The 12,443-nt window shown below is 69.3% G+C and carries 11 protein-coding genes; all 11 read right to left on the reverse strand.

What is annotated here, in order from left to right; all coding sequences use genetic code 11:
• Nucleotides 1–27 precede the first annotated feature (27 nt).
• The 11 genes from RA210_RS07985 to RA210_RS08035 all read right to left on the reverse strand — a co-directional run bounded on the left by RA210_RS07985 (nucleotide 28) and on the right by RA210_RS08035 (nucleotide 11,991).
• The gene (locus tag RA210_RS07985; RefSeq protein ID WP_201486020.1) at nucleotides 28–1,302 is read right to left on the reverse strand and encodes a glycosyltransferase; all 1,275 of its coding nucleotides are present in this window, start codon (nucleotides 1,300–1,302) and stop codon (nucleotides 28–30) included.
• Nucleotides 1,303–1,321: 19 nt separating this feature from the next.
• Entirely contained in the window at nucleotides 1,322–2,743 is a 1,422-nt protein-coding gene (locus RA210_RS07990; protein WP_201486021.1) for a polysaccharide deacetylase family protein, read from the reverse strand.
• The gene (locus RA210_RS07995) at nucleotides 2,740–3,795 is read right to left on the reverse strand and encodes a GNAT family N-acetyltransferase (RefSeq protein WP_201486022.1); all 1,056 of its coding nucleotides are present in this window, start codon (nucleotides 3,793–3,795) and stop codon (nucleotides 2,740–2,742) included. The genes RA210_RS07990 and RA210_RS07995 overlap by 4 nt, the downstream gene beginning before the upstream one ends.
• Nucleotides 3,796–4,380, reverse strand: coding sequence for a UDP-2-acetamido-3-amino-2,3-dideoxy-D-glucuronate N-acetyltransferase (gene wbpD / locus RA210_RS08000; RefSeq protein WP_136488040.1), 585 nt, complete (start codon nucleotides 4,378–4,380; stop codon nucleotides 3,796–3,798). It lies immediately after the preceding gene.
• Nucleotides 4,377–5,345, reverse strand: a complete 969-nt coding sequence (locus RA210_RS08005; protein WP_136488041.1) for a Gfo/Idh/MocA family oxidoreductase — start codon at nucleotides 5,343–5,345, stop codon at nucleotides 4,377–4,379. Before RA210_RS08005 ends, wbpD begins: the two co-directional genes overlap by 4 nt.
• Before the next feature lie 75 nt (nucleotides 5,346–5,420).
• The gene (locus RA210_RS08010) at nucleotides 5,421–6,440 is read right to left on the reverse strand and encodes an SDR family oxidoreductase (RefSeq protein WP_201486023.1); all 1,020 of its coding nucleotides are present in this window, start codon (nucleotides 6,438–6,440) and stop codon (nucleotides 5,421–5,423) included.
• Nucleotides 6,441–6,578: 138 nt separating this feature from the next.
• Complete coding sequence (gene tviB / locus RA210_RS08015) at nucleotides 6,579–7,856, reverse strand: Vi polysaccharide biosynthesis UDP-N-acetylglucosamine C-6 dehydrogenase TviB (RefSeq protein ID WP_136488043.1); 1,278 nt, start codon at nucleotides 7,854–7,856, stop codon at nucleotides 6,579–6,581.
• A 104-nt stretch (nucleotides 7,857–7,960) separates the two neighbouring features.
• On the reverse strand, nucleotides 7,961–8,686 hold the full coding sequence (locus RA210_RS08020; protein ID WP_201486024.1) for a tyrosine-protein phosphatase: 726 nt from the start codon (nucleotides 8,684–8,686) through the stop codon (nucleotides 7,961–7,963).
• A 47-nt stretch (nucleotides 8,687–8,733) separates the two neighbouring features.
• Nucleotides 8,734–10,992, reverse strand: a complete 2,259-nt coding sequence (locus RA210_RS08025) for a GumC family protein (RefSeq protein ID WP_201486025.1) — start codon at nucleotides 10,990–10,992, stop codon at nucleotides 8,734–8,736.
• A gap of 25 nt (nucleotides 10,993–11,017) precedes the next feature.
• Nucleotides 11,018–11,560 (reverse strand): polysaccharide biosynthesis/export family protein, encoded by a 543-nt coding sequence (locus RA210_RS08030; protein WP_136488046.1) that lies wholly within the window; start codon nucleotides 11,558–11,560, stop codon nucleotides 11,018–11,020.
• Between the two features lie 137 nt (nucleotides 11,561–11,697).
• Nucleotides 11,698–11,991, reverse strand: a complete 294-nt coding sequence (locus RA210_RS08035; RefSeq protein WP_201486026.1) for a hypothetical protein — start codon at nucleotides 11,989–11,991, stop codon at nucleotides 11,698–11,700.
• Nucleotides 11,992–12,443 lie beyond the last annotated feature (452 nt).

Genomic DNA, 12,443 nt, shown 5'->3' on the forward strand with positions numbered 1-12,443 from the left:
ACTCGGGACGGCGTGGACGGCGCTGGGCTACTGGGGCTGGCAGCAGCTCGCAGCATCGCGGTCGGGCGCGGCCAGGCTGCGCACGGCCGCGAGCAGTTGCTGCCGGGAGACGAGCGCGTAGTCGACCGGCTGCTGCTTCGGCAGGGACATCCGCCCGTCGAGGATGCGTTCGAGGTCGTCGAGGCTCAGCCGGCGACCGTGCTGCTCGAGGACCCTGCTGATTTCCGAGTGCTGGTCGGGGCCGAGGGCCAGGATCGGCTTGTCGGTGGCGAGGTACTCGAACAGCTTGCCGGTCAGTACCCCGCGCGCTTCGGGGGCCGGCGACTCGAGCAGGACGAGGATGTCCGACTGGCGCTGCAGGGCGATGGATTCGGCCCGCGGCAGGGCGCCGCGGAAGTCGACGAAGCCCTCGGCGCCGAGCCGGTGGGCGACCTCGAGCAGGCTGCCTGGGTGTTTCGAGGCCACGCAGAAGCGCACCGCGTCCGGGGCTATCCGCCCGTCCGCGCGCAGCGCCACCAGCCGCTGCAGCAACGGCGCCGGATCGCGCCAGGCGTCGAACAGGCTGCCGGTGTAGCTCAGGGTCAGCGGCGCGCCGGCCGGCCGCGGCGCACCGGCGGCGGCATCGGCGCACTGGCCGGGGCAGTTGTAGATCAGCCGGGTGCGCGCGGCGCCGAGCGAGCGGTCGAGGGCCGCCTGCAGGCCCTGGCTGACCGTGGAGACGACCTCGGCGCGCGCCAGCGCGCGTTTCTCCAGGTAGCGCTCCAGCAGGGAGAACGGCGGCAGGCCGGTGGACTTGTGGTCGTCGGCCCACAGGTCGCGGAAGTCCACCCACAGCTTGGTGTCGGGATGGTTCAGGCAGTACAGCAGGGCCGTGACCAGGCTGATGTAGGGGCTGTGGGTGGCGATCACCAGCTCGGGACGGATGCTCTGCAGCGCCCGGTAGGCGGACGGCAGCCAGAGGTCGTGCAGGCAGGGCATGCGGTAGGTCAGCACGCCTGAGCCGACCTTGGCCGGGCCGCCGGCTGCCCTGGCCTGGCCGGCCTGCGCAACCGCCCGCTGCAGGCGGGCGCGCTTGCGCCAGGCGTTGAGCGTCTCGATCAGGGCGATCGCCCGCGAGCGGGTACGCACCACCCGGTAGGGGGCGGCGGCATCCGCGCTGGCGTCGCCGGGGCCGGCGCCGGCGGCGCGGGTGACCACGTGCACCTCGTGCTCCTCGGCCAGCCAGTTGGCCCAGTTCTCCGGGCGGATGGCGCCGACCGCCTCGTCGGGGCGGAAGTGGAAGGCCAGCAGGGCGATTCTCATCTCGGGCTCCGGAGGCGGTTCAGGCGCGGCTGAGGCGGACGGTCGCCGCTCGCGCGGGCGGCACGCAGGGGGCGGCGCCCTGCAGGATCTGCTGGTAGAGGGTGCGCTCGGCCTGGGTATCGAACATCGAGTTGTGCCAGAGCAGGGTGAAGCAGCCACTGACCGCCTGGCAGCGCTCGCGCAGCTCGGCGAACTTGCGCAGCGCCTCCTCGCCGCGGCCCAGGCCCATGTACAGCGGTTCGAGGATGGTTTCCTCCATGGCGATCAGCGGGCGGATGCGCAGCTTCAGCGGCCGGCCGGCGACCGGGTCGAAGGCCGGGTACTCGAAGCAGGTGCCGCAGCGGAAGCCCGGCCGGTCGGCGTAGCCGAGGGTGCTGTCGTAGCTCATGCCGGCCTGCTCCCAGGCGCGCAGGGTGGTCGGGTTCTCCCAGCGCAGGTAGTGCATGCGCCCGCCCCAGGCGTCCTGCACGATGCCTTCCTCGGCGCACACCCGGCGCAGCCGCGCGGCCTCGGCGGCGATGGCCTGCGGGCGCTGGTAGGTGGCGTAGCTGGGGTGCAGGCCGATCTCGTGGCCGCGGGCGTGGATGCGCCGCAGCAGTTCGCGGATCGCCGGGTGCTCGGGCTCGTAGTCGGCATCGCGCCGCGCGTCGGTGCGCCCGCAGATGAAGTAGAAGGCGCTGGTCAGGCCGTGCCGCTCGGAGGTGTCCATCAGCCAGTCGAAGGTGTTGTCGAGGTCGGCGGGGTGCAGCATCAGCCGGCTGTTCAGGCGCACCCAGGGCGCCAGCCAGGCGCTGCGCAGGTAGCGGCGCTTGAGCAGGTCGCCGGCCATGACGCGCAGGATGGCGCGCGTCGAGCAGAAGCCGTAGCGGCTCGGCCGGTCGACGTCGTGGGACACCCTGATGGCGAAGCGGTGCTGGCGCAGCGGCAGGTGCGGCCACAGGCGCTGGATCACCTGGCCGAGCACGTGCAGCCACTCGTCGACCACCGGGCGCTCCAGGTAGCCGTGGCGGAAGGCGTGGGAGGCGGTGCCCGGGAAGCGCTGGTGGACGTCGAGGTCGCTGCGGTCCACTTCCTCCTGGCGGGTCAGCATCCAGTAGGCGAGGCCGAGCAGGTCGTAGTGGATGCGGTAGCCGCCGGGCGTGGTCTCGATCAGCGGCCAGCGCAGCCGGCTGCCGCCGGGCGCCGGCAGCGGCTTGCCGAGTACCGAGTGCCAGCCTTCGCGGCTGGCCGCCCAGCTGGCATGCGGCAGGTTGGAGTCGGCGCGGGCGAAGGTGGTGGCGTCGGTGTCGATCTCGATGGCCGCCGGGCTGCCCGGCAGGCTCAGGCGCACACTGGCACCGCCGCTGTCCTGCAGGCTGAAGGCGTGGCCGTAGCGCTCGGCGAGCAGGTGCTCCAGCCAGTCGAGGACGGCGCGGGAGGGCCAGGTCTTGCGGGCGTTCATGGCGTGCCTGCCTTCAGGTCCCGGAGGAACAGGAAGGTCTTGAGCAGGCGCGACGGCGTGCGCGAGACCGCGAAGTAGGGCGTCTGGACCGCGCCGTACTGGCGGAACGAACGCTCCACCGACTCGATCATCGAGCCCTCGAAGTCGAAGCGGCGGGTCTTGTCGGCGACGTAGGCGATGATCTGCTGGTTGAGCAGCGAGGCCGCGCCATGGGTGAGGTAGTCCGGGTCGATGGCGCAGATCAGCGCATAGGCGCTCATCTCGTCCCAGATCACGAACAGCGCGGCGTGCAGGTTGCCGTGGCGGTCGTAGGCGGCGATGGTCCTGCCGGCGCCGTGGGCGTAGCAGGCGTCGTGGATGCGCCGGAACTCCTCCCAGCCGTAGGCGATCTTCGCGCCCTTCTTGGCCAGGGTCAGGCAGTGGTGCTCGTAGAAGGTGCGCGCGGGAATGTCGTAGACCACCTCGATGCCGCGCTCGACGGCCTTGCGGATGTTGGCCCGCTTGGAGTTCTCGAAGCCCGCCACCACCTTGTCCATGTCGCCGAGGTCTTCGAGCAGGTAGGTGTAGCGGGTGGTCTCGCGGAAGCCGCGCCAGTAGAACGGCAGCCAGTTGGTCTGGCTGTAGTGCCAGTTCTGGTCGAAGTGGTCGTAGGCCGGCAACTGGTCGATCAGCGCCTCCATCAGGTCCTTCTGCTGGCTCAGGCGCTTGGCGTACTTGGCGCTGCTCTCGCGCAGCCACGGACCGAGCATTTTGGTGAACGGCGGCAGGGTCAGCAGGGTGAGGCCCAGGCGCCGCTCGATGGCGTAGGGCAGCGCGGCGATCACCCGGCCGTTGTTCTCGACCAGGGCGACGTCCCAGTGCTCGGCGCCGGCGCTGGCGTCCAGCCACCAGGCGCGACTGAAGATCGGCAGGGTCTTCTCGCTGGCGGAGAACTCCCGGTAGAGGGCTTTCCTGTCCCGCACCGCGGGCGCGGCGGCGCGCGGTGCGGCGCTGGGCTGCCAGTCCTGCGCGGCCGGCAGAGGCGTTTCCCGGTAGTCGACTCGTTCGAGCATTTACCTGGCTTCCTGTTTGCTGACGGTGTTGCCTGCCAGGACGTAGCGCGCGCCGGTATGCGGACACTGCACCTCGCCCTGCCCCTGCAGCGGCAGCGCGAGCTGCTCGCCGAACTCGCTCATCCAGCCGATCTGCCGGGCCGGCACGCCGACCACCAGGGCATAGGCGGGCACGTCCCGGTTGATCAGCGCGCCGGCGCCGACGAAGGCGTATTCGCCGATGGTCACCCCGCAGACGATGGTGCAGTTGGCGCCGAGGCTGGCGCCCCGCTTCACCAGGGTGTCGCGGTACTGGTCCTTGCGCTCGATCAGCGAGCGCGGGTTGTAGACGTTGGTGAACACCATGCTCGGCCCGCAGAACACGCCGTCCTCGAGGGTGACGTTGTCGTACACCGAGACGTTGTTCTGCACCTTGCAGTGGTCGCCGATCACCACCCGGTTGCCGACGAACACGTTCTGGCCGAGCGACACGCCCTTGCCGATGCGGGCGCCGCCGCAGACGTGCACGAAGTGCCAGACCCGCGAGCCTTCGCCGATCTGCGCGCCCTCGTCGACGATGGCGCTGGGATGCTGGTAGTGGTTCATGACATGACCCTCAGGCAGGCGGGGGACTTGAGCAGCGGGTGGTAGTCGCCCTGGGCGCCCAGCGGCTTGGCGTTGCGGATGGCGGCGACCGTGGTGATGGCGGTGCGGTTGGCTTCCAGGCCGAAGCCGCGGCCGGCGAGGATCTCCTCGTAGCTGCGGGTGTGCAGGTCGGTGAAGCCGCCGGAGAACTCGATCTCCTCGCCATCCACGGTGATCGAGCGGTAGGTGCGCTGGCCGGCCTCGCGCACTGCGCGCGGCACGTCGTCGATGTCCACCGACAGGTACCAGCGCACCCGGGCGTGCTCGTACTCCAGGTAGCCGGCGGCCTTGGTGGCGGTGCACAGGTGCACGCGGTTTTCCTGCAGTTCACCGAAGATGAAGTGCAGCATGTCGAAGAAGTGCACGCCGATGTTGGTGGCGATGCCGCCGGACTTGCGCGCATCGCCCTTCCACGAGCGCAGGTACCAGTGGCCGCGCGCGGTGATGTAGCTGAGGTCCACCTCGTGCTTGGTCGGGCACTGCTTGTTCAGCATCTGCTCGCGCAGGGCGATGATCGCCGGGTGCACGCGCAGCTGCAGGATGGTGTTGACCCGGTGGCCGGTGTCCTTCTCGATCTCCTGCAGCGCGTCGATGTTCCACGGGTTGAGCACCAGCGGCTTCTCGCAGATGGCGTCGGCGCCGCTGCGCAGGGCGAAGCGCATGTGCGAGTCGTGCAGGTAGTTGGGCGAGCAGATCGACACGTAGCTCACCTGGTTGTCGTGGTTGCGCCGGCGCAGCTTGTCGATGTGGCGGTCGAAGCGCTCGAACTCGGTGAAGAAGTCGGCCTCGGGGAAGTAGCTGTCGAGGATGCCGATCGAGTCGTTGGGGTCCAGCGCAGCCACCAGTTGGTTGCCGGTGGCCTTGATGGCCTGCATGTGGCGGGGGGCGATGAAACCGGCGGCCCCGATGAGAGCGAAGTTCTTCATGGGTTGGCTCTTCTGGTGCGTGGCGGGTGGCTGGTCCTGCCGGCCCTGCGCGGGGCAGGGGCGGCCGGTTCCGGTTCAGGTGTGGGCGATGTACCAGGGCATGGCCGCGGCGATGCCGGCGGCGATGTCGAACTGCGGCGCGTAGCCGAGCAGAAGGCGCGCCTTGCCGATGTCGGCCTGCGAGTGGCGCACGTCGCCGGCGCGGAACTCGCGGTACACCGGGCCCGGCGCGTAGTGCACGCCGTGGCTGGCCAGGCTGCGGCGCAGCGCGGCGAACAGCTGGTTGAGGTCGGTGCGGCTGCTGAAGGCGACGTTGTAGACCTGGTTGCGGGCGCCGGCGGCGGCGCTGGCGGCGAGCAGGTTGGCCTGCACCACGTTGGCGACGTAGCAGAAGTCGCGGCTGGTCTCGCCGTCGCCGTTGATCGCCACCGGCTCGCCGCGGATCATCGCCGCGGTCCAGCGCGGGATCACCGCGGCATAGGCGCCGTCCGGGTCCTGGCGCGGGCCGAACACGTTGAAGTAGCGCAGGCCGATGCTGGCGAAGCCGTAGCAGCGGGCGAACACCTCGGCGTACAGCTCGTTGACGTACTTGGTCACCGCGTAGGGCGACAGTGGGCGGCCGATGGCGTCCTCGACCTTGGGCAGGCCGGGGTGGTCGCCGTAGGTGGAGCTGCTGGCGGCGTAGGTGAAGCTCTGCACGCCGGCATCGCGTGAGGCGACCAGCATGTTGAGGAAGCCGTCGATGTTGGCGCCGTTGCTGGCGAGCGGGTCGTCGATCGAGCGCGGCACCGAGCCGAGGGCGGCCTGGTGGAGGACGTGGTCGACGCCCTCGCAGGCCTGGCGGCAGTCGTCCAGGTTGCGGATGTCGCCCTCGACGAAGCGGAAGTTCGCCCAGCGCTGCCGGCCGACCAGCGCCTGCACCTCGTCGAGGTTGCGTCGGTGGCCGGTGGCGAAGTTGTCCAGGCCGACCACCTGCTGGTCGAGCCCGAGCAGCGCCTCCAGCAGGTTGGAGCCGATGAAGCCGGCGACGCCGGTGACCAGCCAGGTCTTGTGGCTGCGGGCCAGCTCGTGCTGCAGGGCCAGGTAGCGGGACATGGTGGGCGCTTCCGTGGTGAGGGGGAACCGCGGTGATGGTTTGTGGGAGGTCGCCCGCGGCGCGCTGCCGGGTGCAACAGCAGCGCGGCAGACCGTGTCCGCCTGGCGGCGCGGGGCGCGCCTCCCACAATTCGGTGGCTACAGGCGCAGGTCGGCCTCGCTCTGGTCGAGCAGGTACTTGAGGTCGTAGAGCACGTGCTCGTCCTTGCCGTAGCGGCGGATGTTGGCGGCGCCCAGGCTGCGGAACTCGTCGTGGGCGACGGCGAGGATGATGGCGTCGTAGGCGGCGATGGCCGGTTCGCCGACCGGGGTGACGCCGTATTCGTGCTGGGCCTCGGCGATGTTCACCCAGGGGTCGTAGACGTCGGCGCTGATGTGGTACTCGGCCAGTTCGCGCAGGATGTCGACCACCTTGGTGTTGCGCAGGTCCGGGCAGTTCTCCTTGAAGGCCAGGCCCAGCACCAGCACGCTGGCGCCCTCGACGCAGATGCGCCGCTTGAGCATGGCCTTGACCAGTTGCGAGGCCACGTAGGCGCCCATGCCGTCGTTGAGGCGGCGGCCGGCGAGGATGATCTCGGGGTGGTAGCCGATGCTCTGCGCCTTGTGGGTCAGGTAGTAGGGGTCGACGCCGATGCAGTGGCCGCCGACCAGGCCGGGGCGGAACGGCAGGAAGTTCCACTTGGTGCCGGCGGCCTTGAGCACCGCCTCGGTGTCGATGCCCATGCGGTTGAAGATGATCGCCAGCTCGTTGATCAGGGCGATGTTGAGGTCGCGCTGGGTGTTCTCGATCACCTTGGCGGCCTCGGCGATGCGGATGCTGCCGGCCTTGTGGGTGCCGGCGGCGATGATCTGGCCGTACAACGCGTCGACCAGGTCGGCGACCTCCGGGGTGGAGCCGGAGGTGATCTTCCGGATGGTGGTGACGCGGTGCTCCTTGTCGCCGGGATTGATGCGTTCGGGGCTGTAGCCGGCGAAGAAGTCGACGTTGAACTTCAGGCCCGACACCCGTTCCAGCACCGGCACGCATTCCTCCTCGGTGGCCCCGGGGAACACGGTGGATTCGTAGATGACCAGGTCGCCGGGCTTGAGCACCTGGCCGATGGTCTGCGAGGCCCGGATCAGCGGGGTCAGGTCGGGCTGCTTGTGCTCGTTGATCGGCGTCGGCACGGTGACGATGAAGGTGTTGCAGGCGGCCAGGTCGGCGAGGTCGGCGCTGTAGCGCAGCTGGCTGGCCTCGCGCAGTTCGAGGTCGCTGACCTCCAGGGTGGCGTCATGGCCGCCGCGCAGGGCGTCGATGCGCGCCTGGTTGATGTCGAAGCCCACCACGGGGCGATGCTTGCTGAATTCGACGGCGAGCGGCAAGCCGACGTAGCCGAGGCCGATGATGGCGAGTTTGATGTCGTCCGGCGTGTGCATGGTGGTCGTCCTGATGGGGCCAGTGGTGGGTCGTGGCCATCCATGGGCGGAGAGCGGCGGGGCGCCTTCCGGGCGTCCGCGCAGGATCCGGGCCGTGTCGCGGTTCAGGCGAAGTGGCCCCGGGCGATCTGCCAGGGGGTGTCGATGACCAGGCGTTCGGCCTGGAACGCGCCGACGATGCGTGCGGCCTGCTGCATGCCTTCGCTGAGTACCGGCGGGCGGTGGCGGACGTTATGGGCGTCGCTGGCGAGGATGGTGACCAGCCCCAGCTCGAGCAGGGCGCAGGCGATCAGCCGGGCGGGCTCGCCGAAGTGGCCGGCGACGGCCCCGGCGGTGACCTGCAGCAGGCAGCCCTGCTCGATGAACGGCTTGAGCTTGCGCGGGCACTGCATCACGCCCTTGTTGCGCTCGGGATGGGCGATCATCGGCATGACGTCGTGCTGCAGCAGCCATTCGGTGAGGCGCTCGGCGCCGAACGGCACCTCGCCGTGCGGCAGCTCCAGCAGCAGTACGCGCTTGCCGTGCCAGCGGCCGAGGAAGGGCAGGCTGTCCTGCTCGATGCCCTGCATCAGCTCGGTGCTGTAGCGGACCTCGGCGGCAGCGGCGACCTGCAGCGGGATGCCCGCTTCCTGCAGGCCGGCGACCAGGCGCTGGCGCGCGGCGGAGATGCTGGCGAGGTCGTTGTCGTAGCGCCCGGGGTGGATGTGCGGGGTGCAGACCAGGTGGGTGATGCCTTCGGCGACCGCCAGGCGCGCCAGCTCCAGGGCGGTGTCGAGGTCGGGGGCACCGTCGTCGATGCCCGGCAGCAGGTGGTTGTGCAGGTCGATCATGGACGAACTCCCTGTTGTCCGCCGGTAGCGGGGCGCGGCGCAGGCCTTCAGGCCTTCTGCGCCTCGGTGGCCGGCTGGCTGCTGGTGTAGCCGTAGTAGTCGTAGTAGCCGCCGTAGTGGTAGCCCTGTTTCTGCGCCTTGCGCACGTCCACCTGGTTGAGCACCACGCCGGTGACCGGCGAGTTGCTCTGCAGCAGCTGGCCGACGCCTTTCTGCGCTAGCGGCACCGGCGTGGTCTCGGACTTGATCACGTAGATCTGCGCGTCGGCGTGGGTGGCGAGGATGGTGGCGTCGCTCACCGCCTGGATCGGCGGCGAGTCGATGATCACCCGGTCGTAGCGGCTCTTGAGATCCTCGATGACCGCGGCGAAGCGTTCCGAGGACAGCAGCTCCAGCGGGTTCGGCGGCACGGCGCCGGCGCACAGCATGTCGATGCCCTCGATGGTCTTGATGCAGTCCTCGACCCTGGCGGTGCCGGCGATCAGGTTGGCCAGGCCGGGGGTGCCCACCGGGAACTTGAAGTTCTTCGCCAGGGTCGGCCGGCGCAGGTCGGCGTCGACCAGCAGCACCTTCTCCAACTGGCCGAAGGCGTAGGCCAGGTTGGCCGCCACGGTGCTCTTGCCCTCGCCGGGCAGCGAGGAGGTGACCACCAGGATGCGGTGCGGCTCGGCCATGCCGGACAGCACCAGGCCGGTGCGTATGGTGCGGATCGACTCGCTGAAGCTGCGGTCCTCGTTGCTGCTGAACAGGTGGGCGATCTGGCTGCGCTGGCGGTTCTTGACCAGCGGCAGGATGCCCAGCACCGGCAGGTTGAGCTTGCTCTCGACCTCCTCGATGCTCTTGAAGGTGTTGTTGAGGATCTGCAGCAGCAGGGTCATGGCGACGCTGCACACCAGCGCGAGGATGCCGGAGAGGCCGACGATCAGGCCCTTCATCGGCCGGATCGGCGCGCTGGGCAGCACCGCCGGGTCGACCACGCGGGCGTTGGCCGCCTCCAGGTCGGCGGTGGCGGTGGTTTCCTTCAGGCGGGTCATGAAGGTGTCGTAGAGGGTGCGGTTGGCCTCCACCTCGCGCATCAGCTCGCGGACCTCGAACTCCTTGCGGGAGATCTTCTGGATCTGCGCCTTGTTGGATTCCACCGAGGCGCGCAACGACTCTTCGTTGGCCACCGCCAGCTGGTAGTTGCGCTCGATGCCGGCGACGATCTGCTCGACCTGGCCGCGCAGGCTGGCCGAGGCGGCGGCGAGATCGGAGCGCGCGGCCTCGAGTGCCGGGTGGCGGGAGCCATAGCGCTTGGACAGCTCATCGACCTTGGCGCGGGCCTTGGCCTCGTCGGACTTGAACTGCTGGATCAGCGGGTGGCCGAGGACGGCCGGGATGGTGGCGAGCTTCTCCCAGCCGCCCTTGCGCATGGATTCCACCTGGCGGTACTGGCTCTGCGCCTCGGCGCGCTGGCGGCGGGCATCGATCATGCGGTCGCTGGTGGCGGTCAGTTCGGCGGCGCTGACGCTGGCGACGCCGCCGACGTCCACCAGGTTCTCCTTCTCGCGGAAGGCCTGCAGGCGGGACTCGGCGTCCTTGAGCTTGCTGCGCAGCTCGACCATGCGGTTGTTCATCCAGGTGGTGGCCATCATGGACATGTCCATGGAGGCTTCCAGCTGGGCCTCGATGAAGCCGTTGGCCAGGGCGTTGGCGGCGCGGGTCGCCAGCTCCGGATCGGTCATGTCGACCATGACCTTGACCAGCTGGCTCTTGCCCATGGGCTCGATGGTCACCCGGGCCATGAGTTCGCGGGTCACCTCGTCGAAGATCTTCGCCTCGCTCGGGCCGCCGGCATTCTCCGGCAGGCTTTGCGTCCCGGTGGCGGGGTTGGCCTCGGCCACGCTGCTGAAGCCGGCCAGCAGGCCGCGCACGTCGATCAGCGGACCGTCCTGCTGGCGCGGATCGAACTCGGGGTGGCTGGTCAGCTCCAGGCGGCGCACCACCCGTTCGGCCAGGGCGCGCGACTTGAGCAGCTGGAACTGGGTTTCCAGGTACTCGTTGCCGGTACCCTCGGCCCCGTAGACCTGCTCGATGGAGACCACGTTGGCCTTCTTCTGCTCGATCAGCAGGGTGGCGGTGGCCCGGTAGGTCGGGGTGACGGCGAAGGTGCCCAGGGCGGCCACCATCATGACGATCAGGATCAGGGCGAGAATTCCCCACTTGCGCCGCCAGATGGTTTGCCACATCTGCAGCATGTCGGGAGCATCGCTCGTCAGGCGGCTGGCGATCCAGGTACGCGCTTGGTGTCGGGCGGTGGTGTCCATGGCAGAAAGCCCCCTGCTCAGTGGGTCAGAAGAAACCCTGGTCGATGGTGATGGTGTCGCCCGGCATCACCGGGGTGTCGAGGCTGGCGCGCTCGGGACGGCGCTGGGGATCCTGGTCGCGGATGATGGTGATGCGGCTGGTCGAGGCGCGCTCGGTCAGGCCGCCGGCCAGCGCCACGGCGCGGCGCAGGGTCAGGCCGGGCTGGAAGGTGTAGCCGCCGGGGGTCTTCACTTCGCCGCTGATGAAGAACTCGCGGTACCTGAGGATGCTGACCGACACCCGCGGGTCGACCAGGTAGCCGCCCTTGAGGCGCTCGGCGAGCATCCGCTCGATCTCGGCGGCGGTCTTGCCCCTGGCCTGGATGTCGCCGAGGAAGGGGTAGGAGAAGATGCCCGCGTCGTTGAGGCGGACCTCCGGGAAGCTGAGATCCGGCTCGCCGAACACGCTGATGGCGATGATGTCGCCCGAGGCCAGCTTGTAGGTGGAGTAGCCTTCCGCCCGCACGGCGCCGCCGTGGGGCAGGAGCAGGCCGAGGCTCAGGGCCAGGAGAAGGTGACGGAGGATCATGGCGTGTTCTCTGGTGACGTCGTGGAGGTCAGCGGGCGCCGCCGATGGCGCCCGCATCTGCCGCAACCGAATGCTCGAGCGACAGGCCTTCCTGTTCGCGGCGCTTCGTGCTGCCCGCGCCGCGCTGGGGCCGGCCGTCAGCTGCGGCTGGCAGGCGCTTGGTCGCGGCCATTGCCGGGGGTGCGCTCCTCGCCGGGGGTGGCAGGCTTCGCCGGCGAGGCCGGTTCGTCCGCGCTTCCCGGTTGCGCCGGCGTGGCTGGGGTGGCCGCCTGGTCGGGCCTGGCGTCCCGCTGTTCGGCGCTCGACTCGTCGACCGCCAGCAGCAGGGGGCTGGCCGCGAACCGTGGGGCGTCCGGCGCTGCGGGGAGCGCGATGGCCTGAGTGGCGGCCAGCGCCAGCATCAGGGAAAGGGGGATCAGGATGCTGCGCATGTCGAATCTCCTCGCGGCCGGGGCGGATCGCCTGTCGGCTGGCGGGTGCTGCCGGATAGTTGCTGTTTGACAGGCTGTTCCGGGCACGCTACCGCCCCAAGATTTACCGCAAATTCTTGAAAACGAGTCTTTGCAATGTCGATGGCAATTCGTGGAAAGCATCACTTGAAGCGTGCTTATGGACGTGAGTGTAGTGCGGCTTTGCAACTCGTAAAGGCAGCCTGATTACTTGTTGAGCGTTCACTCGGCGTCTACTTTATGAAGTGCTGGAAGTTGTTTTGTTGAAGGGTTTTCGAGTGACAGGGGTGGGGTATGGACGCATCGCTTGAGGGTGGGCAAGGTCCCTAGCGTTTCCCGGAAGTGGCTTTCCAGAGCGGTTTCGGCGGGGATTTACGCTTCGCCTTGACGCTCGTCCGCGTGCAGGCGAAGTTCGCCGACGGGAGTCCTGCATT

It is taken from the genome of Pseudomonas sp. OF001 (assembly GCF_904426495.1).
Lineage (GTDB): Bacteria > Pseudomonadota > Gammaproteobacteria > Pseudomonadales > Pseudomonadaceae > Geopseudomonas.

Excerpts from the sequence above, each read along its gene's own strand:
- RA210_RS07985 (WP_201486020.1), bottom strand. The coding sequence starts at position 1,302 with ATGAGAATCGCCCTGCTGGCCTTCCACTTCCGCCCCGACGAGGCGGTC.
- RA210_RS07990 (WP_201486021.1), bottom strand. The coding sequence starts at position 2,743 with ATGAACGCCCGCAAGACCTGGCCCTCCCGCGCCGTCCTCGACTGGCTG.
- RA210_RS07995 (WP_201486022.1), bottom strand. The coding sequence starts at position 3,795 with ATGCTCGAACGAGTCGACTACCGGGAAACGCCTCTGCCGGCCGCGCAG.
- wbpD (WP_136488040.1), bottom strand. The coding sequence starts at position 4,380 with ATGAACCACTACCAGCATCCCAGCGCCATCGTCGACGAGGGCGCGCAG.
- RA210_RS08005 (WP_136488041.1), bottom strand. The coding sequence starts at position 5,345 with ATGAAGAACTTCGCTCTCATCGGGGCCGCCGGTTTCATCGCCCCCCGC.
- RA210_RS08010 (WP_201486023.1), bottom strand. The coding sequence starts at position 6,440 with ATGTCCCGCTACCTGGCCCTGCAGCACGAGCTGGCCCGCAGCCACAAG.
- tviB (WP_136488043.1), bottom strand. The coding sequence starts at position 7,856 with ATGCACACGCCGGACGACATCAAACTCGCCATCATCGGCCTCGGCTAC.
- RA210_RS08020 (WP_201486024.1), bottom strand. The coding sequence starts at position 8,686 with ATGATCGACCTGCACAACCACCTGCTGCCGGGCATCGACGACGGTGCC.
- RA210_RS08025 (WP_201486025.1), bottom strand. The coding sequence starts at position 10,992 with ATGGACACCACCGCCCGACACCAAGCGCGTACCTGGATCGCCAGCCGC.
- RA210_RS08030 (WP_136488046.1), bottom strand. The coding sequence starts at position 11,560 with ATGATCCTCCGTCACCTTCTCCTGGCCCTGAGCCTCGGCCTGCTCCTG.
- RA210_RS08035 (WP_201486026.1), bottom strand. The coding sequence starts at position 11,991 with ATGCGCAGCATCCTGATCCCCCTTTCCCTGATGCTGGCGCTGGCCGCC.